Source organism: Paenibacillus terrisolis (assembly GCF_056171975.1).
In genome coordinates this window covers 39563-66332 of the sequence record NZ_JBKFGG010000003.1, presented here as the reverse complement: position 1 = coordinate 66332, position 26770 = coordinate 39563, and the positions used below count along the sequence as shown (strand labels likewise).

The 26770-nt window shown below is 53.6% G+C and carries 23 protein-coding genes; 19 read left to right on the top strand and 4 right to left on the bottom strand.

Going from position 1 to position 26770, the window contains the following annotated elements:
* Positions 1-81: 81 nt before the first annotated feature.
* The gene (gene cax / locus ACI48K_RS03645) at positions 82-1152 is read right to left on the bottom strand and encodes a calcium/proton exchanger (protein WP_475026254.1); all 1071 of its coding nucleotides are present in this window, start codon (positions 1150-1152) and stop codon (positions 82-84) included.
* Positions 1153-1319: 167 nt separating this feature from the next.
* On the opposite strand from cax, the gene ACI48K_RS03640 reads away from it, so the two are divergent.
* Entirely contained in the window at positions 1320-1682 is a 363-nt protein-coding gene (locus tag ACI48K_RS03640; protein WP_475026252.1) for an Asp23/Gls24 family envelope stress response protein, read from the top strand.
* Between the two features lie 103 nt (positions 1683-1785).
* Here ACI48K_RS03640 and ftsW read toward each other — a convergent pair whose 3' ends face one another.
* Together ftsW and ACI48K_RS03630 are read right to left on the bottom strand one after the other, a co-directional pair.
* Positions 1786-3036: a putative lipid II flippase FtsW gene (gene ftsW, locus ACI48K_RS03635; protein ID WP_475026250.1), complete on the bottom strand. Its 1251-nt coding sequence runs from the start codon at positions 3034-3036 to the stop codon at positions 1786-1788.
* 9 nt (positions 3037-3045) lie between these two features.
* Entirely contained in the window at positions 3046-3387 is a 342-nt protein-coding gene (locus tag ACI48K_RS03630) for a YugN family protein (RefSeq protein WP_475026248.1), read from the bottom strand.
* A gap of 250 nt (positions 3388-3637) precedes the next feature.
* On the opposite strand from ACI48K_RS03630, the gene ACI48K_RS03625 reads away from it, so the two are divergent.
* The 9 genes from ACI48K_RS03625 (at position 3638) to ACI48K_RS03585 (ending at position 12721) form a co-directional block, all read left to right on the top strand.
* Positions 3638-4807: a M20 family metallopeptidase gene (locus ACI48K_RS03625; RefSeq protein WP_475026247.1), complete on the top strand. Its 1170-nt coding sequence runs from the start codon at positions 3638-3640 to the stop codon at positions 4805-4807.
* A 45-nt stretch (positions 4808-4852) separates the two neighbouring features.
* Entirely contained in the window at positions 4853-5275 is a 423-nt protein-coding gene (locus ACI48K_RS03620; RefSeq protein ID WP_475026246.1) for a CBS domain-containing protein, read from the top strand.
* 342 nt (positions 5276-5617) lie between these two features.
* Positions 5618-7363 carry a DNA repair helicase XPB gene (locus ACI48K_RS03615; RefSeq protein WP_475026244.1) on the top strand — a complete coding sequence of 582 codons (1746 nt, stop codon included), beginning with the start codon at positions 5618-5620 and terminating at the stop codon, positions 7361-7363.
* Positions 7360-9291 carry a helicase-associated domain-containing protein gene (locus ACI48K_RS03610; protein WP_475026242.1) on the top strand — a complete coding sequence of 644 codons (1932 nt, stop codon included), beginning with the start codon at positions 7360-7362 and terminating at the stop codon, positions 9289-9291. Before ACI48K_RS03615 ends, ACI48K_RS03610 begins: the two co-directional genes overlap by 4 nt.
* A 113-nt stretch (positions 9292-9404) precedes the next feature.
* Complete coding sequence (locus tag ACI48K_RS03605) at positions 9405-9842, top strand: YlbF/YmcA family competence regulator (protein WP_475026241.1); 438 nt, start codon at positions 9405-9407, stop codon at positions 9840-9842.
* 39 nt (positions 9843-9881) lie between these two features.
* Positions 9882-10148: a YlbG family protein gene (locus ACI48K_RS03600; protein ID WP_475026240.1), complete on the top strand. Its 267-nt coding sequence runs from the start codon at positions 9882-9884 to the stop codon at positions 10146-10148.
* A gap of 227 nt (positions 10149-10375) precedes the next feature.
* Positions 10376-10813 carry a hypothetical protein gene (locus tag ACI48K_RS03595; protein ID WP_475026239.1) on the top strand — a complete coding sequence of 146 codons (438 nt, stop codon included), beginning with the start codon at positions 10376-10378 and terminating at the stop codon, positions 10811-10813.
* Between the two features lie 110 nt (positions 10814-10923).
* Complete coding sequence (locus tag ACI48K_RS03590; protein ID WP_475026237.1) at positions 10924-11829, top strand: selenium metabolism-associated LysR family transcriptional regulator; 906 nt, start codon at positions 10924-10926, stop codon at positions 11827-11829.
* 16 nt (positions 11830-11845) lie between these two features.
* A complete protein-coding gene (locus ACI48K_RS03585) occupies positions 11846-12721 on the top strand; it encodes a PHP domain-containing protein (RefSeq protein WP_475026235.1) in 876 nt (291 codons plus the stop codon).
* A 114-nt stretch (positions 12722-12835) separates the two neighbouring features.
* Here ACI48K_RS03585 and ACI48K_RS03580 read toward each other — a convergent pair whose 3' ends face one another.
* Complete coding sequence (locus ACI48K_RS03580; RefSeq protein WP_475026233.1) at positions 12836-14584, bottom strand: Rqc2 family fibronectin-binding protein; 1749 nt, start codon at positions 14582-14584, stop codon at positions 12836-12838.
* A gap of 197 nt (positions 14585-14781) precedes the next feature.
* Between ACI48K_RS03580 and ACI48K_RS03575 the strand changes: the two genes are divergently transcribed.
* The 9 genes from ACI48K_RS03575 (at position 14782) to priA (ending at position 26630) form a co-directional block, all read left to right on the top strand.
* A complete protein-coding gene (locus ACI48K_RS03575; RefSeq protein WP_475026232.1) occupies positions 14782-17586 on the top strand; it encodes a calcium-translocating P-type ATPase, SERCA-type in 2805 nt (934 codons plus the stop codon).
* Positions 17587-17725: 139 nt separating this feature from the next.
* On the top strand, positions 17726-18562 hold the full coding sequence (dapF, locus tag ACI48K_RS03570) for a diaminopimelate epimerase (RefSeq protein WP_475026371.1): 837 nt from the start codon (positions 17726-17728) through the stop codon (positions 18560-18562).
* Between the two features lie 207 nt (positions 18563-18769).
* Positions 18770-20668, top strand: a complete 1899-nt coding sequence (locus ACI48K_RS03565; protein WP_475026231.1) for a bifunctional homocysteine S-methyltransferase/methylenetetrahydrofolate reductase — start codon at positions 18770-18772, stop codon at positions 20666-20668.
* 32 nt (positions 20669-20700) lie between these two features.
* Positions 20701-21588 carry a YicC/YloC family endoribonuclease gene (locus ACI48K_RS03560; protein WP_475026230.1) on the top strand — a complete coding sequence of 296 codons (888 nt, stop codon included), beginning with the start codon at positions 20701-20703 and terminating at the stop codon, positions 21586-21588.
* Positions 21589-21641: 53 nt separating this feature from the next.
* Positions 21642-21902, top strand: coding sequence for an extracellular matrix/biofilm regulator RemA (gene remA / locus ACI48K_RS03555; RefSeq protein ID WP_036621599.1), 261 nt, complete (start codon positions 21642-21644; stop codon positions 21900-21902).
* Positions 21903-21915: 13 nt separating this feature from the next.
* Positions 21916-22497: a guanylate kinase gene (gene gmk / locus ACI48K_RS03550; protein WP_475026229.1), complete on the top strand. Its 582-nt coding sequence runs from the start codon at positions 21916-21918 to the stop codon at positions 22495-22497.
* A 42-nt stretch (positions 22498-22539) separates the two neighbouring features.
* On the top strand, positions 22540-22758 hold the full coding sequence (gene rpoZ, locus ACI48K_RS03545; RefSeq protein WP_475026228.1) for a DNA-directed RNA polymerase subunit omega: 219 nt from the start codon (positions 22540-22542) through the stop codon (positions 22756-22758).
* An 81-nt stretch (positions 22759-22839) separates the two neighbouring features.
* Positions 22840-24069 carry a bifunctional phosphopantothenoylcysteine decarboxylase/phosphopantothenate--cysteine ligase CoaBC gene (gene coaBC / locus ACI48K_RS03540; RefSeq protein WP_475026227.1) on the top strand — a complete coding sequence of 410 codons (1230 nt, stop codon included), beginning with the start codon at positions 22840-22842 and terminating at the stop codon, positions 24067-24069.
* Positions 24066-26630: a primosomal protein N' gene (gene priA, locus ACI48K_RS03535; protein WP_475026226.1), complete on the top strand. Its 2565-nt coding sequence runs from the start codon at positions 24066-24068 to the stop codon at positions 26628-26630. The genes coaBC and priA overlap by 4 nt, the downstream gene beginning before the upstream one ends.
* Positions 26631-26770: the final 140 nt, after the last annotated feature.

The window sequence follows — 26770 nt, the reverse complement described above, 5'->3', positions numbered from 1 at the left end:
AGCCAGACCATATAACAACAAGCGTATGACCCGGATCCCCCGAGAGTCATACGCTTGTTTGCTTTTGATGCCTATCAACCCTTAGACGAGATAGAAGGAAGCGCCAAGGATAATGTATACCGCAAGCAGCAGCAAACCTTCGTACCAGTTGGTCTGGCCGTCTTGGGTAATCGATTTGGCGATGAAAACCGATACGCCGATGGCGGCTAGCTCGATCACCGTAAACACGATATCCATCGGGTTGCCGAAGATATGGCTGACGAAAACGAGCACAGGAGCGACGAACAAAGCGATTTGCAAGCTGCTGCCGACCGCGATTTCCACGGCTGCGCCGATTTTGTTCTTCAAAGCGAGCATGACCGCCGCGCTGTGCTCGGCGGCGTTGCCGACGATCGCGACGACAAAAGCTCCGACGAAAAGTTCACTGAGTCCGAATTTTGCGGTGAACGAATCCAAAGTATGTACAAGCCATTCGCTGACGAAGGCGACCATGACGGTGGCAACCACAAGGTAAATAACGGAGCGGCTTTTCGACCAGGCAGGCTCATGCTCGTGAGGAAGCTCTTCGTCTTCGTCCTCCGTGAGGTCGGCTAAATATTTCTTATGCGTGATCATGGAGAATACCAGCCAGAGCAAATAAGAAACAATAAGGACGCCGGCCACGATCAAACTTAAGACAGTCCGGTCTCCATCATGAAGAACGTGGGTCTGAAGAAAAATCGCGGGAACGAACAAAGCGATGATCGCCACGATCATCAAGGAGCCGTTCATACCGGCCAGCGCCACGTTATATTTTTGCACTTTATATTTGAGGCCGCCGGTGAACAAGCTTAGGCCCAGCACCAGCAGCAGGTTGCCGATAATCGAGCCCGTGATGCTCGCCTTCACCATATCGAAGAGTCCTTCCTTGACGAGCAGGATCCCGATAATCAGCTCAGCCGCGTTTCCGAAGGTCGCATTCAGAAATCCGCCCAGGCGTTGCCCTGCGTAATGAGCCACGCTTTCCGTCGCTTTGCCGAGGAACCCGGCTACGAAAATCACGGCGATGGCGGAAATGATAAACTGCAGCGTATCGGGGAAATGGGCGAAATGCCCAATGGCGCTAAGCAGAAAGAAAATAACAAGCAAGCCAGGGGAAACATATTTTTTCATTTTGCACCTCGAAGAATGAAATTTGTTAAAAACGCGTGTTCAGTTCAAATTTAAATATAACCAAGTAATGGGATGATTATAAACGAAAAATGCGGAAAAGGTCTATATTTGCTTAAAATGGAATTACGATTTACAATGTTTTTAACGAGGTTGAAGGAGGGTTGACCATGACCGAACAACTGCAACTCGATAGTGGGATGATTCGCATTTCAGACGAGGTTGTAGCCAAAATTGCAGGAATGGCGGCGCTGGAAACGCCGGGGGTCGCAGCCATGTCCGGCGGGCTGTCCGAAGGATGGGCCAAACGCTTAAGCGGGAAAAATGTGCAAAAGGGCGTCACCGTGGAAGTCGGTCAGTTGGAAGCGGCGATCGATTTACGGATTATCGTTTTATATGAGACTCCGATTCACGAAGTATGCCGGATGCTGCAGCAAAATGTCCGCGAAGCCGTGGAAAGCATGACGGGGCTTAAAATCGTGGAAGTCAACGTGAAGGTCGAAAGCGTCGCCTTTAAGGATGACGAGGTTTAAGCACCCTGGCTTAAATTATGAATTGAAGGACCGAATCATTTAGCAATCCAAAACAAAAGACTACGGGAACCCGGTTCCCGTAGTCTTTTTTAAGTTGAGACGATTAGATTTGATGGCGTCTGCTCCTGTTCAGTTCAAACGGAGTAGCCTCTCTCATCACAACGGATTTGGTACGCTCCAGTTTGGCGGGGAGAGCGGACTCCCGCGAAATGCTGAGCACGATTCCCATTGCGACCATCATAACCAGCAGGGAAGACCCCCCAGCGCTGATAAAAGGCAACGTAACCCCCGTGATCGGGATCGTTCTGGTCACGCCGCCGATATTGACGAAGGCTTGAATGGCGATCAATCCCATGATGCCAACCCCCGTCAAGGTGCCGAACATACTCGGAGAACGAAGGGATATGATAATTCCCCTCCAGATAAAATAAATGTAAAAGAGCAGAAAAAGGGTTGTCCCGATATATCCGAATTCTTCGCCGATGACGGAAAAGATGAAGTCGTTATACGCGTTCGGCAGGTAATTCAGCTTTTGAATGCCTTGTCCAAAGCCGGTGCCGGTCAATCCGCCATGCCCGATGGCCGTCATCGACTGCAGCAGATTGTATCCGTTGCCTTGGGGATCCTCCCAGGGATTGAGATATGCCTGGATCCGTCCTTCTTTGTAGTTGTTTCCCGAGGCATTATCGCTCGGGTTGATTTTGTCCCAAAGGGCGCCGGCTCCCATCACCAGGCTCGCGCCAAGGACAAGCAAGGCGATCGAACCCAAGATGTGCTTCAGATCGGCTCCCCCGGCAAAAATGATCAGCCCGGCGGTGGCCACCAGAATGAGGCAGGAGCCCAAATCGGGCTGAAGCATAATCAGTCCGGCAACAATGCCGACGATGACCATAACCGGAATGTACCCGGTCCGCAAATCCCGGAAGCGTTCGCCCTTTTTGGAAATCAAAGCGGACAAATACAAAATGGTCGTGATTTTGGCAAGCTCCGTCGGCTGGATGCCCAGCGTGCCGATCATAAACCAACTGGTCGCGCCGTTAGCGTTGCCGCCGATATACGGAACGAGAAGCAGCATCACGATAGCCAAAATGAACACGGGGACAAATAACTTTTTGAATTTTTCGAAGCGGATATTCATGGTCACGAGCATGCCCAAAAGGCCGATTCCCGCGAAAATAATCTGCTTCTTCGTAAAATACATCGGATCATAGCCGAATTTTTCGCTGACCAACGTGGTGCTTGAACTGGAGCTGAACACCATGACAATCCCGAAACCCACCATCAGCAAAGTGAGGATGAGCAATTGGAAATCGGGAGTCCCTCGTCTCGGCGCTTCTTCGTTGCTGTCTCTCATAACTGTTCTTTACGCCTCGAGAAGTTCTTTAAGCTCGGTCAGTTTAAGATTGGCGGTTTTCATGACGAGCGCGGGAATCTCCGATTCGTATTCCAGGCCATGGGGGAAAGTGGCCCGCCCCATATAAACCGCTTCAATCGCCAGTACCGTGTCAGGACGCTCCAATTTGCCTTCCACGGCACGCGTGTTGATTCGAAGAAAGTAATCGTTATTATCAAATTCGATTTTGTAATCGTATGTAGCGCGGTAATACTCCCATTGCCAACGGACAAATCCGATTTTTTCGGCGGATTCGTCGAGGTACGCCAGGTCGCTTTTCAATCCGTTCAGGCCGGTGTTTTCAACGATCATCTTATGGGAAACCCCCTTCAAATAACGTGATCAATTTATCATTTCCCTTCCCATGATATTATGTTTCCACCCCATGCGCAAGCATGGGAAAGCCTTGAAAAAGAGGAAGACTTCATTTAATTTTTTCTATTCATGCATGGATGCCGGCCTCTCTTACTCCAAAATCTCTTTTCTGCTACAATGGAACAAAAGTTAAATTCCGGCAGATCGAGCGCGCTTGGCGGAATTTTTGAACAAGGAGGCGTGCCTAATGGAACTTCAAGCTTTGGAGGCCTTATTTCCGTCGATGGTCGAACGCAGGCGGTATTTGCACCGTCACCCGGAGTTGTCTTTTATGGAAAAGGAAACTTCGGCTTATATCGCCGGTATTTTGCGGGAACTCGGAATTGAAACTGCCGAAAACGTCGGCGGGTTCGGGCTTGTCGGGAAGATTCACGGAAACTTGCCGGGAAAAACGGTGGCGATTCGGGCGGATATGGACGCGCTGCCGATCCAGGACGAGAAAATTTGCGAATACGCTTCGCAGGTTCCGGGCGTCATGCATGCTTGCGGGCATGACGGGCACACGGCTACGCTGCTTGCCATTGCGGAGTATTTCAGCAGTCATAAAGAGGGGCTGCGCGGTGAAATCCGCCTGATCTTTCAACCGGCAGAGGAATGCTGCCCCGGCGGTGCCAAATCGATGATTGAGGACGGCGTGCTGGATGGCGTCGACGTCATTTACGGCGTGCATCTCTGGACGCCGATTCCCGTAGGTACGGCCGCTAGCTCGGCAGGCCCCCTCATGGCTTCCACCGACGAATTTTTCATCGACATTCAGGGCCGCGGGGGTCATGGCGGAATGCCGCACAAGACGGTCGACAGCGTTGTTGCGGCTTCGGCGCTTGTGCTGCAACTGCAGAGTGTAGTCAGCCGCTCCGTCGACCCGCTCGATCCAGCCGTTGTGACGATCGGTTCGATTCAGGGCGGCACGGCGCAGAACATCATCGCGGACCGCTGCCGGCTGGCCGGAACCGTCCGCTGCTTCCGCGAGGAGACGCGCGGGGTGATTCGCGATCGCATTCATGCGATGGCGGAAGGCACCGCGACGGCTTACGGGGCAGAGTCCGCGATTGATTATATGATGGGATATCCTTGCCTGGTCAACGATGTGCGAGAATTTGAGCGCTTCTATACGGAGGCTGCCTCCAAGGCCGGGCTGCGGGCGGAAATCTCGCCCAAAATCATGCCCGCAGAGGATTTCTCCTACTATTTGCAGCAGATTCCGGGCTGCTTCGTATTCGTGGGCGCCGGCAATCCCGAGAAAGAGATCGTTTATCCGCATCACCATCCGAAATTCGACATTGATGAGGAATCCATGCTTCACGCCGCGGAACTGCTGATTGCGCTGGCGGAATCCTATCAGGAAGAACACGCATAATAACTCTCCGATGTTGGAACTCTATGTCCGAAGGAGGGATATTAGTTGAAAAAAGTTAGCGAGATCATGACGGATAGCGTGGTTACCGTAACTCCTCAGGACAATGTTTATGAAGCCGCGGTGAAAATGAAAGAGCATGACACCGGCTTTATTCCGGTAGTCGAGGGCGGAGATAAATTGATCGGCGTTCTGACCGACCGCGATTTGGTCATCCGCTGCATTGCCGAGAAGCGTCCCGGATCGACTGCCGTGGATACGGTAATGACGAAAGGCATCAAAACGGCTACCCGCGACACTTCGGTCGACGAGGCCGCCGAACTGATGGCCCAGCAGAAAATTCGCCGTCTTCCGGTATGCGACGGGGATCGCTTGGTCGGAATCGTCTCAATCGGAGATTTGGCGGTACGGCATATTTTCGCGGATAACGCGGGTGAAGCTTTGTCCGACATTTCGCAGCAGGTGCATTGATTTCGGGCAAGCGCGGCTGATACACGCACGGAAGAAGAAGTTCGCGGCAGTCGCCGCCGGACTTCTTTTTCTGTGAACTTACTGTAAACTTGACTATATATGTTGAACCAATAAAAAAGTAACTTGGCAAGAGGTTGAAATGTTCTGGCAGAAGCTAAAAGCTTTCTGAAAGAAAGCTGCATCGGAAGCATAGGATTCGTTCGCCTTTATGACCGGATTTCTACTCCATTTGCAAAAAACAGCGATCGAAAGAACATTTCATACGGCTGGCCGCTATACGTATTCAATCTTTGGTTCAATTTATATAGCTTCAACAGCTTAAACGTGAAAGAAGGTGGGGACATGAATGAAGCGGGAGCCTGCATCGTCCAGCGGGATTTTACCGTATTGCTCGAGAAAAACCATGCCGGATTCGAGCAAGCCAGGGGGCAGCTTGCCCGGTTCGCCGAACTCGTGAAAAGTCCGCCCTTATATCATACATACCGGATAACTCCGCTCTCGTTATGGAACGCGGCTGCCGAAGGGCTAAGCGCGGACGAAGTCATTTCCGGACTGAAGCGAATGGCCCGCTATGAGCTGCATGGCGGCGTTGCCTCCGATATTCGCATGTGGATGGGAAGATACGGCGCGCTTCGGCTGCATTATCCCGAGCATGAACGGAGCTGGCTCTGGCTGGAATGCCTAAGAGATGATCCCGCGATCCTGGATGCGCTAGAAAAACAAAGCAGCCTGGAGAGCTTTCGGCTTGAACGGGACGAACACGACCGGTTTCGCATGAAGCTGCCTGCCGGGTTTCGCGGTTTATTGAAACAAGAGCTTGCCCGGCTGGGGTATCCAGTGCTTGACGAAGCCGGTTATCACAGCGGACGAACCTTGTCTTTTGCGCTGCGTTCGAAAACGCAAAGCGGGCATCCTTTCCGGCTTCGGCCGTATCAAGCAAAGGGAGCGAACGCTTTCCACGGCGAACAGGGAAAGGGAGGCAGCGGCGTGCTTGTGCTTCCCTGCGGAGCGGGTAAAACCGTCATCGGACTCGCCGCTATGGAGAAGCTGCAATGCGAAACGCTTATTCTTACGTCCAACATTACCTCCGTCCGCCAGTGGATCTCCGAAATGCTGGATAAAACGACCCTAACCGCGGATGAAATAGGCGAGTATTCCGGAGAGAAAAAACAGGTCAAGCCCGTTACGGTCTCAACGTACCAAATTTTGACCCATCGCGGGAAAAAAGAGGACGAGTTCAAACACATGCGCCTATTTAATGAACGGGATTGGGGCTTGATCATTTACGATGAAGTGCATCTGCTTCCCGCGCCGATTTTTCGGGCGACCGCAGATATTCAGGCTACAAGGCGGCTGGGGTTGACCGCAACGCTGGTAAGGGAAGACGGCTGCGAGCAGGATGTTTTCTCACTGATCGGACCTAAATGCTACGAGGTTCCTTGGAGATCACTCGAAGAAGCCGGGTTTATCGCCGAAGTGGATTGCCGGGAAATCCGGGTGTGTATGCCACCTTTGCTGCGTGAAAAATATTTGCAGGCCGGGAGCCGGGAGAAATTTCGGATTGCCGCGGAAAATGACAGGAAGATCGGGATTATCCGCGAGCTTCTAAAGCGGCATGCAAACCGGCAAGTGCTGATCATCGGCCAGTATTTGGATCAGCTAAAAAGAATCGCGACGGAAACCGGCATTCCTTTGATAACGGGCAGCATGTCCCAGGAGGAGAGAGGGAAACTGTTCCTTGCATTTCGCGAAGGCAGACTCCCGGTTCTGGCGGTGTCGAAGGTTGCCAATTTTGCGGTCGATTTGCCGGATGCATCCGTGGCGATCCAGATTTCCGGCAGCTTTGGCTCGCGGCAGGAGGAGGCACAGCGGCTAGGAAGGATTTTGCGTCCGAAGCGGGACGGGAGCCGTGCCTATTTCTACACGCTGGTGTCGGAAGATACGAGGGAGCAGGACTTTGCGCTTCGAAGACAACTGTTCCTCGTTGAGCAGGGCTATGAGTACAGCATGATTTCGGAAAGGGAGGAAGCGGAGCTTTATACGGGTCCTCTTTTGGAGCAAGAAAACAAGGAGGTATCGGAGGCATGAGCGTTGCAGGCGAGCAGTCGTTTTTTTCAAACGGACGGGAGGAAGCGGCTTTGCCCGAACCGGCGAAGTGCGCGCTGCGGCTTCTGTTTCGCAAATTTGCGGGGCTGCCGTTCCGGCTGGACCAGATGGATTCGGCCGCTGCCGGTCCGGTTAGCGGCGCGGAGATCCGTGCGGCCGTTCCGATGCTCCTGCGGACAGGTTATCTCGCGGCAGTCAAGAAGGTCTGGGGGGAAAGGCTGTATTACATTCCTTTGTCAGGGATTCTCGGGTTCAGGCATCTGTGGGATTATCGCCCCCTTGAACCGGAAAATCCCGAGACCGTGATGCTGAAAAAGGAAGCCGGATCCGGACTTGCCTTTGATTTGTTCCGTGCGGTCTGCTGGATCGACGGGAACGGTCTTAAGGTAACGGCCAAGGGTACCATCCATCAAAAGGAACTGGGGAAGCTGGAAAGCAGACTGCAGCTCAAAGAGGAGGAAGTCGCCGGGCTTTCCTTAAATTATCCCCACCGGGAGGTATATTCTCCCCATCTGGCCGTTGTATTGGACATGCTCCTGTCGCTTGACATGATTGCGAAGGAGCCAGCGGCATGGCATTTGGATCGTGCCGCGCTGGATGACTGGCTTGCGCTAAGTCATTCCGCAATGAACCGCGAGCTGTTGTACCAAGCGCTCCGGCGTTATGTCCCGGCTGACGTTGTCCTCCAGCATTTCGTGTACCGCCTCGTCTCACCGGACTTATTGGAGGGCGTCTGGTTTTCGGTGCCGGAGCTCCTTCATTCCCTGAAGCTGGAAGGAATGATGCCTGCTCAGGTCGCGCCGGAACAACGCGCTTGGCTTGATGCCTGGCTCGGCGTCTTGTGCGGTTGGGGCTGGCTTGCGCTGGGGATGGCCGGAACCGACGGGCATGCGGTATTCCGTTGGATGATCGGCCGAGACGGACTGGCGGATTCATGGACAGGCGGTGCGAAGGATGCGGGGGAAACTTTGACTTCGGGACAGCTGATTATCCAGCCGGATTTCGAGATACTCGTCCCTCCCGACGTGTCTTTTAAAGTGCGTTTTGAGCTTGAGGCCTGCTGCGAAAATATCGCGATGGACGTGATGTCCATCTACAAAATCAGCCGATCGACCGTGCTGGCAGCTTCACGACAAGGCAAAATTCCCGCGCAAGTTCTGGAATTCCTGGAGCGGCATTCCGCGGGAGTTCCGGATTCGGTTCGGCTTGCACTGGAACAATGGGGGCGGGAAATGGGCCGGACCGTGTTCGCCGAAAAGCTGCTCTTGCGCTGCGCGGACCTTGATGCGGCCGACTTAGTGGCATCGCTGGCCAGTTTGACGGGGAAGATTGAACGAATCGGCCCGCTTGATTTTATCGTTGATCCGGAGCAAGAGGCGGAGATCGGTAAAGTGCTGGAGGGAAATCATTTGCCTCCGCAAAAACGCAGCAATGCAGCTGCATCCGCACCGGAGCCTTTTCTTGCCGGGGTTTCGCAGGCGGCCGTCCATGCTGAGTCGGACGTTCCCTTGTCGCAAGCGAAAAGCCGGGGCTGGATTTTCAGCGGTACCGACCTCGATTTCTATAACCGCGACGAAGAGCTGCCCGGTGAAGAGCAGCTATTTCCCGGACTGAGAGAGATTCCGGCGATCTGGCTGAAGGAATTGAGGGCTTATCATGCTTCCACCGCCCGCCAAATCGTCAGCAAAGCCCTTGAATGGAGTTCCAAACTTATACTCCAGATTGGCGAGGAAACGCTTGAATGCTTGCCCGTCAAGATGGAAGACGGTGCAAACTGGAAAGTGCAGGTCAAAGTGCCGGAGCCTGGGCACATCGTAGCCCATGGCGAAGCGTTTTCCGATGAACTGATCGTGCTAACGCCGGAGGATTGGCAAGCCATGCGTTTGGTTGTTCCCGAGCCCCAGCGGTAAAAGAAAGCAAGTCTTGGCTGTGCCGAACCTCTTCTGCTTGGAAGGAGATTATGATATGATAATTTTGTCTACTTTGTGTAGAACATTCGTAATAGAAACGAGTTGAAATATTCATGAGCGTAACAGGGAATAACACGGTCGATATGGCCGAACTGCTGACATACGCCTATGAATTGGGCGATATGATAAATAATTCCACCGCCGTTTCCGATTATCTATATTGGAAGCGCCGAGTGGAGGAGAACGCGGAAATTCAGGTTCTCGTCAAGAAGCTGGAAGCGCAAAAGGAGCTTTTTCGGGAAACGGAACGTTTTGGCCACTTCCATCCCAACTATCACGAAGCCAAGGATAAAGTACATGCGGTGGAGCTGGAGTTGGAACAATTCGAAGCGGTTCACAAGTTCAAAGCGGCCGAAACCGAGCTCGACGATATCCTGCATCAAATGTCGGAAACGATCGCTTACGCGGTATCGGATACGATCAAGGTGCCGAGCAATGATCCGAATCCCAAAGGCGGATGCGGAAGCGGCGGCAGTTGCAGCTGCGGTTAGATAAGAACAAATTGAGGCGACAAGCGGGAGGGGGAGGACATGTTTCCGGAGCGCACAGGCTATATTATTTGGGTTAGCGATTTAAAGGCAGCCAGAAATTTGGACAAATACGGGAGCGTGCATTATTTGTCCCGCAAGATGCATTACGTTGTCATGTACGTGAACACGGAACGCGCGGAAGACATTATGCGAAATATCCGCAAGTTGTCTTATGTACGGAAGATCGAACGATCCTATCGAGGGGAAATCAAAACGGACTACAAAAAGGACGTTTCCGAAAAAGCACGATATTACGGAGAACTATAGTAAACCGGTCAGATCCGGTTCTGGTGAACAGCGGCCCTTCGGGCTGCTGTTTTTTTAGTCAAAAAACGAAAAAAAGTCTTTTGCGCGCCATTGCACCTAGGTCTTAAGGAATGGTTATCTTTTAAACTGAGAACTGGCAACGCTTCCCTTGTAGAAATTTAGGGAATGTTGTAACATAATAGGTAAAAGTGCTTAGTTAAAAAGACCTAATTAAGGCGAGGTGCGGCATGAGAGATAGGGTGACGGAACGTTGGGGAACATACGAGGCTTTCCATATTCTTTTAGGTGATAAAAGAGTCGCCGATATCGTAATTACGAACCATGCCAAGGCCAGATATCAGGACCGGATCAACCGGGATAATATCGGAGTAGAACATATCGCGGGCTGGGCATGGGAATGTTTGAAGCAGGGACGAATTACGCCTTATTACCGGAATGAAGAAGACGTTTATTTGGTGGACGACGATCTGGTTATGGTTGCCGAATTTGCGGAAATTCCAGGAGAGTACGACCTGGCCGGCAGACCAATGCACCGCATGATTATCGTTACCTTCCTGGGACGCATGTCCGAAACCATTGAACTGCGGGATTTGAAATCCTATTATTCGTGGCTTCGGCATTCCCGGAGAATGACGCTTATGAAAAACAGCCGCAAACGCAGATAGAAAAATTATAGCAGTCAGGAAGCGGACTCATTTGTCGGCATGCCCGTCCGGGCATGCTTTTTTTGTGCGGGGGGACATGCTATTGTAGATTGGGGAGGGGGAGGCTGAGCATGGCGATCAATTTCCACCAGCTGCAAATTTTTTACACCGTGGCGGAGTGCGGGAGCTTCTCGCAAGCCGCTTCTGCGCTGCACATGACGCAGCCCGCGGTAACCATGCAGGTTCAATCGCTTGAGGATTATTTCGGCAGTAAATTGCTGATAAGGTCAACGAAAAGAATAGAGCTGACGGAAGCCGGAAATGCCTTGTTCCCTTTCGCGCGCCGAAGCATGGAATTGATGCGGGAAACGGAGGAGACGATGGCTCGTTTCACTCATATGCTGGAAGGCAGACTGCAGTTCGGTGCAAGCTTGACGATCGGCGAATATGTATTGCCACGGCTGCTCGGCCCGTTCGGACAGAAATACCCGCATATCTCAATAATGATGAAAGTGATCAATACGACGCAAATCATCGAGGAAATCGTCAGCCATCAGTTGAATTTCGGCTTGGTTGAAGCTCCGGTGCAGCATGCCGATTTGGTATCGGAGCCGGTAATGGAAGATGAATTGAAGCTCATCGTACCTGCTGGACACCCGTTATCGGAGAAACAAGCCGTGCAGCTCGAAGAGGTGCTTGAGTTCCCGTTTGTTTTAAGGGAAAAGGGTTCGGGAACGCGGCAAGTCATGGAAGAGAGCTTTCAACTCCGGGGAATTGACCCGGGGCGGATTCAAACCGTAATGGAGCTTGGAAGCACGGGCGCGGTTAAATCCGCAGTCGAAGCCGGACTGGGTATTACGATCATATCCCCTTCTTCCGTCAAGCATGAAATGGCGCTTGGCTTGTTGAAGGTCGTTGAGATCGAGGACGCGGCGTTTAAACGCGAATTTTACTCCATTCGGTTAAAATCAACGCTGCTGCCGGTGTCGGCGATTACATTTCTGACGTTTCTGCGCGAGCATAAGTCAGACTTATAAAGGAAGGTGTATATAGATGATGGAGTTCATGGCTGAATTCGGTCGCGGGAATTACGATTTGCATACGCATTCCCGGGCATCGGACGGAATGAATGCGCCTGCCGAAAATGTTAGGCTGGCCAAAGAAAAAGGATTGTCCGGGCTTGCCGTTACGGACCACGATACGGTCGCGGGGGTGGAGGAAGCGCTGGAAGCGGGAAAAAGCCTGGGCATCGCCGTAATACCGGGAATTGAAATCAGCACCCGGGCGGGAGGCAAGGATATCCATGTGCTGGGGTATTTTATCGACTATGCGGACGAACAGCTGCTGGAACGGCTGGTTTACCTGCGTGAAGTGCGGGGTTCCCGGAATGAACGGATCATCGAAAATCTGCAGCGGCTGGGCATTTCAATCACACTCCAGGAAGTAAAGGACGGGCTGGCCAGACCGCTTCGTCCGGACGAAAGCCTGGGCCGTCCCCATATTGCCGACGCACTGGTACGCAAAGGCGCCGCTTCGGACATGAGGGACGCCTTTGACCGCTACCTGGCTGAAGGCAAGCCAGGTTATGCTTCGATGCCGCGGATTGCCCCTGAGGAAGCGATTCTCTGGGTTCGTGAAGCCGGGGGTGCGCCGGTTTTGGCCCATCCCGGGCTGTACGGGGACGACGATCTGGTTCGGTCGATCGTGGAACAAGGCCGCCCCGCAGGTATTGAGGTGTTTCATTCCGACCACGGGGCTGAGGAAGAGAGAAGATATTTGGCCATGGCGGATCAGTATGGGCTGATCTCCACGGGAGGATCGGATTATCATGGAGTTCGCCAAGGGGTCGTCTTTCACGGCGATCTTGGCGGCCGCTCCGTTCCTTATGAAATCGTGGAAAGACTCGCGGGAGCCGCCTCCAAGAGCTGAACCTTGTTGCCATAATTTAATTAGTCAACACGTAAAAAGCCCTCGCGCGTGGATCTGTTAAATCCATTCGGCGAGGGCTTCCTTATTGTTCAGCCCGTCATTGTACTTTTGCGCTTAATTGTTCTTGACGGAGCTAGGCAAGCTTTTGATCAACTGCTCATCCGGCGTGACAAACAAAGTCCGCTGGTGGTCATAAATCACAAAACCGGGTTTGGCTCCGCTTGGTTTACGCACATGGCGGATCAGGGTACAGTCTACGGGCACGCTGCTGGATTCTTTGGCCTGGCTGAAATAAGCTGCGAGCTGCGCCGCCTCGTTTAATGTGGGCTCGCCGAAATCCGCGCTGCGGATCAGTACATGCGATCCGGGAATGTCTTTGGTATGCAGCCATGTATCGTTAGGATTGCCGAGCCGGTTTGTGACGTATTCGTTCTGGAGATTGTTTTTCCCCACGTAAATCTCGATCCCCTCCGAAGAGGAATAGACATGAAGCGTCGGGCGGTCGTTCTTTTTCTTCTTTTTGGTCTTTTTCCCCCGGTCGCGCAAATATCCCTGCCCGGTCAATTCATCACGAATTTCATCGATGTCGCTAAGCGTTGCGTCGTTCAACTGCTGCAAAAGACCTTCCAGATAAGTAATTTCCTCTTTGGCAATGGCCATCTGCTCATCGATGACGGCAAGGCTGTTTTTGAATTTATTGTACTTTTTAAAGTAGCGCTGGGCATTTTCCGAAGGAGTCAACAGCGGGTCGAGAGTGACACTTTCCGTCTTTTGCTCTTCGTCGTAATAGTTGACGAGTTCGACGGACCGATCTCCCTTGCTGATCAAATGAAGGGACGGCAGCAGCAGTTCGCCCCAAATCCGGTAACGCTCGGCGTCTTCCGCTTCGGCAAGATCTTCCTTCAGCTTAGATATCTTTTTGATGTTTTTATTGCGCTCGTTTTGCAGAAAACGCAGCAAATCGCTCGTTTTTTGCTTGACTGTATCCCGCAGTGCTTTGTCTCCGAAATAATCTTCCATACATTTGCTGATCGATTCGTAACGGCGGATTCCGCCTTGAAGCTGAGTCAAGGCGACGGCGGAAAACAGACTTTTTCCTTTGGCATTCTCGCCGATGACCGGGGAATAGCGATGTTCCCGAATTTGCGCCATCAGTTCGGAAAAGGCGTTCCAGAGCCGCGCGGCACGGGAAAGACCGGCTCCTTCAGAGCCTGCCGCGCGTACATAGATTTCCTCAGCAATCAAAGGGCTGATGCCGTTGAAAGCGCCGACGAGCCAGACGCTCTCCTCTCCGGCTCCCAGCGTTTGCCCGTATGCGTCCGTAAATTGTTCGCGACTCGCTTCCAAAGGATTCAATTTATGTTGTTCAGGCGGGGAGGTATAGGCAGCCCCGGGCATCACGATCCGGTAGCTGCTGATGGACGGGGTGACGTGGTGAATGCCGTCCAGCTGAAGGCCGGTTGCCGGATCCAGCAAGATGATATTGCTGTGCCGCCCCATCAGTTCGATCACGATACGCTTGAGCGATACGTCTCCGAGCTCGTCGCGCTGCCGGATATCCAGATGAATGATCCGCTCCATTCCCACTTGGGCAATGGACTCAATCACCCCTCCTTCGCAATGCTTGCGCAGCAGCATGCAGAACATAGGCGCTTCCAGCGGGTTAGGAAACGTCTCCCCGGTTAAGTGCACCCGGGGATAAGTCGGATTCGCGGACAGCAGGAGCCGCTGATTGCCCGCATGGGAACGCAGATTGATGATGATGTCGCTTGCGGCGGGCTGATGTATTTTACTGATCCTTCCGCCCACGCAGCTTTGCAGCTCATGGACGATGGACCGGGTTACGATGCCGTCGAGTGCCATTGATAAATATCTCCTGTCTTTGATGAATATTTTAAGATCAAGCCTTTTTGGATGAAGCCTTCCTATATGATGCCATACTTCGGGCAAAAACTTAAGAGCATGCCTGTGATAATTTGGGACGTGCCAGAATACATTTACCCTAGATGGAAAAGCCTTCGCGCTGAAATTGCACAAAATACGGAAGGGGAATTGGGAGGATGGAACAAAAAAACTGGCACCAGTTGAGTGGGGAAGAGCTTCTGGAACGGTTCGGCGTGACGCGTAATCAAGGACTGTCCGAAGACGAAGCGCAGCGAAGACGGGCGGAAGTCGGATGGAACGAGCTGTCGGAAGGAGAACGAATTTCCCCGATTCTGCTGTTCTTGAATCAGTTCAAGGATTTCATGATGCTCGTTTTGATGGGCGCCACGCTGATTTCCGGATTTCTCGGCGAATATTTGGACGCCGTTACGATTATAGCCATTATCATTTTGAACGGGGTTCTCGGTTTTGTCCAGGAGTTCCGCGCGGAACGGTCCCTACGGGCGCTGAAGCAGCTGTCCGCGCCGCATGCCAACGTGCTGAGGCAGGGAACCGTGCGGAATATTCCCGCAAAGGAACTCGTGCCCGGCGATGTCGTTATGCTGGAGAGCGGCGATCGGGTGCCTGCCGATATCCGCTGGCTGGCGACAAACAGCCTCGATGTGGAGGAGTCCGCGTTAACGGGCGAGTCCCTTCCCGTCGGCAAGCATGCCGATGTTATCCGCGATGCCGAAGTGCCGCTCGGAGATCAGAAAAACCTCGGTTTTATGGGAACGATGATTACTCGCGGGACCGGATGCGGCGTCGTGGTCCGGACCGGCATGGATACCGAGATGGGTAAAATCGCCGACCTGATTCAGAACACCGAGGTTCAGGAAACGCCTCTGCAGCGGCGGCTGGAGCAACTCGGAAAAATTCTGATTTATTTGTCGCTTGGGCTCACCATCATGGTCGTGCTCGTCGGCATCATGCAGGGGCAACCGGTAAAAGGGATGTTTTTCGCCGGGGTCAGCCTCGCGGTTGCCGCTATTCCGGAAGGCCTGCCAGCCATCGTTACGATCGCGCTTGCGCTCGGCGTGCAGCGTATGATCAAACGCAAAGCCATTGTCCGCAAGCTGCCCTCGGTGGAAACGCTGGGCTGCGCCACGGTCATATGCTCGGATAAAACCGGCACCCTGACGCAGAACAAGATGACGGTGACCCGGCTGTGGCTGGAAGGCCGTCCGTTGGAAGTCACCGGGGAAGGCTACGAGCCGGTGGGGAACATTATCGATCACGGAAAACCGATCGACCTGCGGAAGGATCAAAGCTTGCGCCGTCTGCTGCAGATCAGTTCGCTTTGCGGCAATGCGGTCATTTTAGAGGGAGATCCGGAAACAAGGGGCCGCCGCAAAGCCAAAGAGGAAGCCGCTTCCGGCTCCCAGTGGAAATTAAAAGGGGACCCGACCGAGGGCGCGCTCATCACCCTTGCCTCCAAAATGGGTATGTCCCCATCGGCATTAAGCGGTATGTATGTTCGGGAAAGGGAACTTCCTTTCGATTCGAAACGCAAGCGGATGTCGATCGTCGTATCCCATCAAGGGGGCAAAATGGCTTTGGTTAAAGGCGCTCCCGATATGCTTCTGGAGCGGTGCTCATACATTTTATGGGAAGGCAAAGTCGTGCCGTTCACCGGTACGTTCCGGCAGCGGGTGCAAGCCGCCAACGAAGAAATGGCGCGCGGCGCACTGCGGGTTCTCGGACTCGCCTACCGGGATCTTAAGCCGAACGAATCGGAAAGCGGCGAAGACGGCATCGAATCCCAATTGATTTTCGTCGGATTGGCGGGCATGATCGATCCGCCTCGCCGGGAAGCGCGGGAGGCCATCACGGTGTGCCGCCGCGCGGGAATCAAGACCGTGATGATTACGGGCGATCATAAGCTGACCGCCGAAGCGATAGCCTCCGATCTTGGCATTTTGAATAGAGGCGGCTCCTCCATGTCGGGGCAGCAGCTTGAAACGCTCAGCGACGACGAGCTTGACCGTCAGGTCGAGAATATCTACGTCTATTCCCGGGTGTCGCCGGAGCATAAACTGCGGATCATCAAATCGTTGCAGCGAAACGGGCATGTCGTGGCCATGACCGGCGACGGAGTCAACGACGCACCCGCCATCAAAGCCTCCGATATCGGAATTTCGATGGGCATGACCGGCACCGACGTTTCCAAGGAAGCATCCTCGTTGATCTTAAGCGACGATAACTTCACTTCGATCGTGGCGGCCATCGAGGAAGGCAGAAACATCTACGAAAATATCCGCAAATTTATCCGTTACTTGCTAGCTTCTAACGTGGGCGAAATTTTAACGATGTTTTTTGCCATGCTGGCCGGACTGCCGCTGCCTTTGCTCCCGATTCAGATTTTGTGGGTCAACCTGGTCACGGACGGTTTGCCGGCCATGGCGCTTGGCGTGGACCAACCGGAAAAGGATCTGATGGAGCACAAGCCGCGCGGCGCGAACGAAAACATTTTTGCCAGACGATTGGGCTGGAAAATCATCAGCCGAGGCCTGCTGATCGGGCTGTGCACGCTTGGCGCTTTCTGGCTGACGCTCCAATACGCTCCGAATGATGCAGCCCAATTGGTCAAAGCGCAATCGGTCGCGTTCGCGACGCTGGTTATGGCTCAGTTGATTCACGTGTTTGACTGCCGAAGCTCAAGATCGATTTTTCACCGCAATATTTTGCAGAACAAGTATCTCGTCATGGCTGTGCTTTCGTCCATAGCTCTGCTGCTTGCCGTTATGTACATCGAACCGCTTCAGCCGATCTTCAAAACCGTACCGCTCGGAACGCGCGAATGGGCCATCACCCTTGTCGCCGCCGGCATTCCGACCTTCTTGCTCGGCGCGGGCAGCGTCTGGTCGGGCAACCGCCGCCGCAAATTCAGAGGCGGAAGCCGGCAGCTGATCCCGGTGAAAAGTACAAATATTCGTGCATAAAATCAATAGCTTTTCCACCCGGCAAAATATAGACTGAACCCATAAAGCTGCAGTTTCCGGATTCCTTGATATAATGGGATCAGATCCGAATGAACCGCATTCGGGGAGACTTCGAAAAGCGATGGAGGAGTGGAGCACGGTGGAATTCACGAAAATGCACGGACTGGGGAATGATTTCCTTGTCTTTTACGGAGAGCAAGAATTGCCGGAGAATGTCTCCGAGCTGGCTATAAAATGGTGCGATCGCTTTTTCGGTGCGGGTGGAGACGGACTTGTATTCATCCTGCCTTCGGAGAAAGCCGATTTCAAAATGAGGATCATCAACTCGGACGGCTCGGAAGCGGAGCAATGCGGCAATGCCATTCGCTGCGTATCCAAGTATGTCTATGATAACGGCTATATTAATAAAGAGAACATTACGATCGAAACGCTCGGTGCCGGCGTACAGCCGGTGACCCTTAAAGTTGAGTCGGGTATCGTCAAAACGGTCCGGGTCGATATGGGCGAGCCGATCTTGGATGGCCTGACCGTTCCGACCACCATTGAAGGAAATCCGGTGCTTCGCCGGCCGATTGAAGCTGAGGGCCGTGAATTTGAATTCACCGCCGTTTCGATGGGCAATCCTCATTGCGTCATCTATGTGGAGGACGCGCCGAATTTCGATTTGACGACCTGGGGGCCGAAGCTCGAAGTGCATCCGTATTTCCCGCGTAAGATTAATGTGGAATTCGCTACCGTGAAAGGGCGCGACCGGGTGGAAATGCGCGTATGGGAACGCGGCGCCGGACCTACGCTGGCCTGCGGGACGGGCGCTTGCGCCACGCTGGTATCATCCGTGCTTAACGGTTTGACGGACCGCGCGGCCTGGATCGGGCTTAAAGGCGGGGATCTTTTCATTGAATGGAGCGAAAAAGACAATCACGTCTACATGACCGGACCTGCGGAAGCGGTCTACAAAGGCAGCATCGAAGCATAAGTTCGGAAGTTGAACGGCCTGCTGCGGCACGCAGCCTAACGATTTGAAAGCCGGGGACCTGTCATTTCAGGTTCCCGGCTTTCTTTACAAGCATTTCCTTACCATTCACAGCGATTTATGATACATTAATATGAACAAAAGCCAACGTGCGGGAATAACCGTTCCCGGTATCGGAAACAGCCGACATGGCAGTCAGGAGGATACAGCATGAAGCCGGATTTGCGAAAAACCTGGGAAAATGAAGTTGTGGTCGGCGACGGAGCCATGGGAACGTATTTGTACCAACTGGGGTTCCCGGTCGGCATTTCATACGAAGAATTCAATCTGCTGCATCCTGAAGTGATCGGCGACGTGCACCGCCGTTATATCGACGCGGGAGCAAGGCTGATAGAAACCAATTCCTTCTCCGCCAACTATTATAAGCTGGCGAAGTATGGCCTTGAAGCCAAGGTGGAGGAAATCAACCGCGCCGCGGTGCGAATTGCCAGAAAAGCTGCGGGAGACCAAGCTTTTGTGGCCGGCGCCGTCGGTTCAATCCGCGGGGGCAAAAGGATCAACGTAACCATTCAAGAGCTGAACGAATACTTTGAACGGCAAATTGCTGCCCTGCTTAGCGAAAATGTGGACGCGCTGCTGCTCGAGACTTTTTACGATCTGGAGGAAATTCGGATTGCCCTGAATCAGGCCCGGCATTTAACGGATCTCCCGGTGATTTGCCAGTTTGCGGTCGATCAGGTCGGCCGGACGCTGGACGGCTTTGCGATTCCGGAGGCGTTCGCCATCCTTAGCCGCGAAGGAGCCGATGTGCTTGGCTTCAACTGCCACTCCGGCCCGAAAGGCATCATGAGCGTGATGGAGGACTTGGGAGGCCCGCTGAACGTTCCGCTTTCGGTATTTCCGAATGCGGGTTTGGCGGACTATGTGGATGGGGAATATGTATATGGAGCGCGGCCGGAATATTTTGGCGAATGCGCCGTATCCTTTGCCGATCTGGGGGCGCATCTGATCGGCGGGTGCTGCGGAACGACGCCGGAGCATATCGCCGCAACGGCAAAGGCGCTGGCGAGTTACGTCCCCGAACCTTTGCCCGAAGGCAAAGCGTTGCCGGCGCCGCGCACATCCGTACTGCTGAAAGAACTGAAGCCGGCTGCGGACGAAGCCGCTGGCGGGCAAATCGCGGGACGCGCGCCAAGTATTGTCGAGCTTGTGAAGCAGCGCCCTACGGTGATCGTGGAGCTTGACCCTCCGCGCGACCTGGATATCGGCAAGTTCATGGAGGGGGCCGCTGCGCTTAAAGCGGCCGGCGTCGATGCGCTGACAATGGCCGATAATTCGCTGGCAGTGACCCGAATGAGCAATATGGCGCTGGGCCATCTGGTTTTGACCGAGCTTGGCCTTCGGCCGCTGGTGCACATTGCCTGCCGCGACCGGAACCTTATCGGCACGCAGTCGCACATGATGGGATTTGACGCGCTTGGCATCGACCACGTGCTTGCGGTGACGGGCGACCCCGCCCGGTTTGGCGATTTGCCGGGAGCAAGCTCCGTCTACGATCTGACATCATTCGAAATCATCCGCATGATCAAACAGCTTAACGACGGCACTGCCTTTTCGGGCAAACCTCTCAAGCAAAAGGCGAATTTCGTGGTCGGAGCCGCCTTTAATCCGAACGTCAAGCACCTCCATAAAGCGGTGGAACGTTTGGAGAAAAAAATCGCGGCCGGCGCCGACTACATTATGACCCAGCCGATCTACGATCCCGAGCTGGTCGTGCGGATCAAAGAGGCGACGGCTCATCTGGACATTCCGATATTCATCGGGATCATGCCGCTCGCCAGCGGAAAAAATGCCGAGTATCTTCATAATGAAGTGCCGGGCATCCAGCTTTCCGAGGAGGTTCGGAAACGGATGGACGGGCTGCAGGGAGCCGAAGGGCGGGCGATGGGGGTAGAGATCGCCAAAGAGCTGCTGGATACGGTTACGGAGCATTTTAACGGGATTTATCTGATGACGCCGTTCATGTTCTATGAGATGAACGTATCTTTAATGGAATATGTCCGGGAGAAATCAAAACAGGACTTGTCCCACTTGTCTCGCTTAACATAATCAATTACAATAGGGTAACGGATGTGATGCCTTTGTCGCACAGTATGACAGGATACGGGGGATCCGCCAAGAATTATGGCGGATACAATGTGCAATTCGAGATTAAATCCGTCAATCACCGATATGCCGAAATCGTTCTTCGAATGCCGCGAGAGTGGACTTGCTATGAAGACGGGCTCCGGCGTTTGGTTCAGCGCCATGTCAAACGGGGACGGATTGATGTATATATCAGCAAGGAACGAGACGAAGCAAGCTCCCTTCCGTTGGTACTGAACGCTTCCGTAGTGGAGGCCTATATCCGGGCCGCCGAAGTGCTCGGGAAAGAGTATGGAATTGAGGCTCGCTTAAGCGCCAAGGATTTGCTTTCCTTGCCTGACGTTTTAACCGCTCCGGATCTGCAGTCCTCTTTGGGACCATCCGCGGATGAGTGGGAGCGGGTTCTCAGTGAAGGATTGGAAGAGGCGCTGGTTGGACTCATCGCCATGCGGGAGCAGGAAGGACTTCATTTAATGTCCGATCTGGATAGCCGGCTCGGCAAGCTTGAGTCGATTCATGCCGAGCTTACGAGATTGGCTCCAGAGGTCGTAAAGGATTATCGCAGCCGTCTTTCGGGGCGTCTTTCCGAACTGCTTGAAGGAGCTTACGACGAGCAGAGATTTGCGACGGAAGTGGCACTATTTGCGGATCGCTCCAATATCGACGAAGAGCTCATCCGGCTGAAAAGCCATTTCGAACAGTGCCGCAAGCTGCTGGACGCCAAGGAACCGATCGGGCGCAAACTGGATTTTTTGATACAAGAAATGAACCGGGAAACCAATACGATTGGATCTAAAGCCAATCATTTGGCTCTGGTAGGCCTGGTCGTTGAAATGAAAGCGGAACTGGAGAAAATTCGCGAGCAAGCGGCGAATCTCGAATAACGATTATTTTGACGCGCTAGGTGAGTCAAATAAATAGGGGGAACTACCTGAACATGGGAATTAAACTGATTAATATCGGCTTCGGAAATATCGTATCGGCCAACCGAATCATTTCGATCGTCAGTCCGGAATCCGCGCCGATCAAACGGATCATCCAAGAGGCGAGAGACCGGCATATGCTCATTGATGCCACATACGGCCGCCGTACGCGCGCGGTTATCATTACGGACAGTGATCATGTCATTCTTTCGGCTGTCCAGCCGGAAACGGTAGCCCATCGTTTGTCCACGAAAGATGAGGACAATGACGAATAGTATGGAGAGAAATATGGCAAAAGGATTGCTTATTGTTTTATCGGGACCATCGGGCGTGGGAAAAGGGACGGTGTGTACCGAGCTTAGACAACGTATGCCGGAGCTGGTTTATTCGGTCTCCGCAACGACAAGACAGCCGCGTCTAGGCGAAGAAAACGGAGTTAATTACTTTTTCAAAAGCCGCGAGCAGTTTCAAGAAATGATTGCGCACGACCAGCTTCTGGAGCATGCGGAGTATGTGGGCAATTATTACGGAACTCCGCGCGACTTCGTGGAACAAACGATCGAAAGCGGCAAGGACATCATTTTGGAAATCGAAGTCCAAGGCGCGCTGAAGGTCAAAGAAAAATTCCCTGAAGGCGTGTTCGTGTTTTTGCTGCCGCCATCGCTGGATGAGCTCAAAGGGCGCATTCAGGGGCGAGGGACGGAGAACCAGGCGACGATCGATCATCGAATGTCTGTAGCGGCCCAAGAGATCGGCTTGCTGGAAAATTACGATTATGCCGTTTTGAACGACGAAATCGATTTAGCTTGCCAAAGAATACAATCCATTATTATCGCCGAACATTGTAAAATCAGAAAAGATTGCGATTAAGTCTGTATCGGCGATTTAGTCCAAAAGAAGAGGTGTAACGAAATGCTGTATCCATCCATTGACAAGATGCTCGGCAAAGTCGGGAGCAAATATTCTTTAGTTGTAGCGGCTTCCCGCAGAGCGAGACAGCTTCGCGAAGGCGAGAAAACCGAACTTAAGCAACCCAAATCCCATAAGCAGGTAGGCGTAGCTCTCGAAGAGATATACGGCGACTACGTCCGGATCAAAAAAGACGAAAACGGATCTGCGGATCAAGAATAATTTTTCGGCCTCCGGGCTGCCTTACGACAACCGAGAGGTTGTTATTTTTTTCTGTATGGGAAAGAAAGCGAGGGGATACCGATGTTAACAGGTAAAAAGATTTTGCTGGGCGTTACCGGCGGCATTGCCGCCTTCAAAGCCGCATCCTTGTGCAGCAAGCTGGTGAAGCTGGGAGCCGAGGTTCGCGTTGTGATGACCGATTCCGCCACCAAGTTCATTACGCCGTTAACGATGCAATCGCTGGCGAAGAATCCCGTTTACACCGACACCTTTGACGAAAAGAATCCTGAAACGATTGCGCATATTCAAATCGCCGATTGGGCGGATCTCGTGCTTATTGCCCCGGCTACAGCCAACATCATCGGCAAAATGGCGGCCGGTATCGCCGATGATATGATGTCGACGACTTTGCTGGCCACGCAGGCGCCGATCATGCTGGCTCCGGCGATGAACGTGCACATGTACACCCATCCTGCAGTGATGCGCAATTTGATGGAGTTGTCTTCGCGCGGCGTACTGATGATCGAACCGGGTGAAGGTCTGCTTGCCTGCGGGTACACAGGCAAGGGCCGGATGGAAGAACCGGAGACGATCGCGGCCGTGGTGGACGATTATTTTGCCCGCAGGGAGCGCTGGGCCGATAAACCGCTTGCCGGCAAAAAAGTCGTGGTTACTGCAGGCGGAACGGTGGAACGGATCGACCCGGTTCGTTACATTTCCAACGACTCTTCCGGGAAAATGGGCTTTGCCGTAGCGAAGGCGGCCGAACGGCTTGGAGCGGACGTGAAAATAATCGCCGGCACGACGCAGGCGCCCCTGCCTCCCGGAATCCCGCTGATTCGCGTCGAATCGGCGCAGGATATGTACGAAGCGGTGATGGCGGAGTGGGGTACGACTGACATTATGGTCAAAGCGGCTGCCGTGGCCGATTATCGCCCGAAAGAAACGGCTGCCCGAAAAATTAAAAAAACGGATGACTCTATGGTGCTCGAATTGGTAAAAAATATCGATATCCTGGAGACTCTGGGGAAGAACAAGACCACCCAGCTCCTGATCGGATTCGCTGCCGAAACCGACGATTTGGAAAAACATGCGTTGGAAAAGCTTCGCCGCAAAAATTGCGATCTGCTCGTGGCGAATGATGTTACCGCGGAAGGCGCAGGATTCGGCTCCGAAACGAATGTGGTGCAAATATACGACGCCTCCGGGCTCATTGAGTCTTTGCCGCTGCTCTCCAAGGATGAGGTTGGCCTCAAAATTATGGAGCTGGCGGCCGGTCGTTTGGCCGGCGGCGCAGGAGCCGCCGAATGAAATATAGAATGGCCAAAGTAATCGTAGATGTGCCGAGCCGGGAGACCGATCGGCCTTTTGATTATTTGATCCCTGAATCCATCACGGACTGGATTGAAGTCGGAAGCCGGGTGGGTGTTCCGTTCGGACGCCGGACGGTTCAGGGCTTTGTGGTGTCCTTGCACGAACGTTCCGAAATGGACGAGGCCCGGATGAAACCGATCCAGGAGCTGCTGGATTTGCTGCCGCCGCTGCCTACGGATCTGGTCGAGCTCGCCGAATGGATGAGCCGCAAATACGCGTGCAGCATGATCGCCGCTTTGCAGGCGATGATACCGGCCGCCTTAAAAGGGAAGGCGGAAAGGTATATTCGTCTGGCGGAAGAGGGGCCCGCCCAGGATGCGTTTGATCGCGATTCCGACGAGGCTTTAGTTGCAAACGACTTGTTCAATCGGCCGGTGCTATTGACCCGGGAGGAAGAGGAAATCATCGCGTATGTCAAACTTGCCGGAACGGTTGCGATGACCCAGCTGGGCAGCAACTTTCCCGAACGGGGGACATTGATCAAAGATATGCTTGCCCGAGGCCTATTGGCCGAAAGTCAAGCGATTAAGGATAAGATCGGCAAAAAAACGGTAAAAGTCGTATCCGCCGCAGTGAGCGGAGAGGAGGCGGAAACGGCGCTCGCGTCGTTTGGCGCGCAGGCCCGCCGGCAGAAGGAAGTGCTGCAGTTTTTGCTGGAAGTCGGACTCCCGTTATCCCTGCAGGAGGTTCTATCCACCTTGGGGGTGACGGCTGGCACAGTCAAAAAATTGGCCGAGAAAGGGTTTGCCTTAATCGAAGACGTGGAGGTATTCCGCGATCCTTACCGGAACCGGAGGTTTCAAAGCAGCGAACCGCTGAAGCGGACGCCTGAGCAGGAGGTTGTTTATGGGCGCCTTTCCCGTGCTCTTGATGCCCGCGAGCCCGAGGCTTTTCTCCTGCATGGCGTTACGGGCAGCGGCAAAACGGAGGTCTATCTGCAAACGATCGAACGCTGTCTTTCGCTGGGACGTCAGGCCATCGTGCTCGTTCCGGAAATTTCCCTGACGCCGCAGATGGTTGAACGGTTCAAAGGACGGTTTGGCGAACAAGTCGCCGTGATGCACAGCCGCCTTTCCAACGGAGAACGTTATGACGAATGGCGCAAAATCCGCGAAGGCCGCGTTGAAGTGGTGGTTGGCGCCCGTTCCGCGATATTTGCCCCGTTTTCGAACCTAGGGCTGATCGTCATGGACGAGGAGCATGAAACCTCGTACAAACAGGAGGAATCACCGAAGTACCATGCTCGGGACGTAGCTGTGCGAAGGGCTTCGCAGCATGGGGCGGCCGTGATTTTGGGCTCGGCCACGCCTTCGCTGGAAAGCTATCATGCCGCCCGTTCCGGGGGCGGAGATACGGGCGGTTTTGCCCCGGTGCTCCTGGAAATGAAGCAACGTCCGTCGGGAAGCCGGCTTCCCGGGGTTCATATCGTCGATATGCGGGAAGAACTGAAGGAAGGCAACCGCTCCATGTTCAGCCGCAGTCTGCATAAGGGAATCGCCACGCGGCTCGAACGCGGGGAGCAAACCGTCCTGTTTTTGAACCGGCGGGGTTTCTCCACGTTTGTGATGTGCCGGACTTGCGGATACGTGGCGACCTGTCCCGATTGCGATATTTCGCTGACTTATCATCAGAAGTCGAATAATCTGCGCTGCCACTACTGCGGATACGCCGAAACGGCGCCATCCGTCTGCCCGGAATGCGGAAGCGAACATATCCGGTATTTCGGAACCGGAACGCAGCGGGTTGAAGCAGAGCTGGCTAAGCTGTTTCCGGGTATCCGCGTGATCCGAATGGATGTGGACACCACCAGCGAAAAAGGTTCGCATGAAAAGCTGCTGCAGACGTTTCGCGAGAAAAAAGGCGACGTCCTCCTCGGCACGCAAATGGTTGCCAAGGGACTCGATTTTCCGGATGTGACGCTGGTTGGAGTCATCGCGGCGGATACGGCGCTGAACTTTCCCGATTTCCGCTCGGCGGAGAAGACGTTCCAACTGCTGACGCAGGTAGCCGGGCGCGCGGGGCGGCATCAGCTTCCTGGCGAGGTGTTCATTCAGTCGTATATGCCGGAGCATTATTCAATTATCCATGCCAGCGGCCATGATTATCATTCATTTGTGCGCGAGGAACTGAATCATCGAAAGGCGATGCATTATCCGCCATACAGCCGCTTGATTCTAGTCACGTTATCGCATGAGAAGCTTCCGCTGCTGCTGCGCATGGCGGAGAACTTCGCCGGCGATTTGCGGGCTCAGGCGCAGCGGCGAGGGTGGTTTGGCAGCCTCGACCGGTTCACGCCGGCGGCGCTGGACATCCTTGGCCCGGTTGCCTCGCCGATCCCGCGGATCAAAAACCGCTACCGGTTCCAGTGTATGGTCAAATACCGGGGCGATGTGGATGCGGTTGGACTGGTTAGGGAGATAACGGCCGCGACGGTGGACAACCTGCGGGACGCTTCGTTTCAGATCAGCATCGATGTGGACCCGCAGATGCTGATGTAACGGAATTGAATTTTTCACGTAGCTGCTTTTTCGCTGAATCAACAGATTATTGTGGCGGGGACAACGTATTTTGAAGACGAACCGAGCAATCATGACATATACTTTTTTTAGAGAAGAATGCTAAAGGATGGTGTTAAATA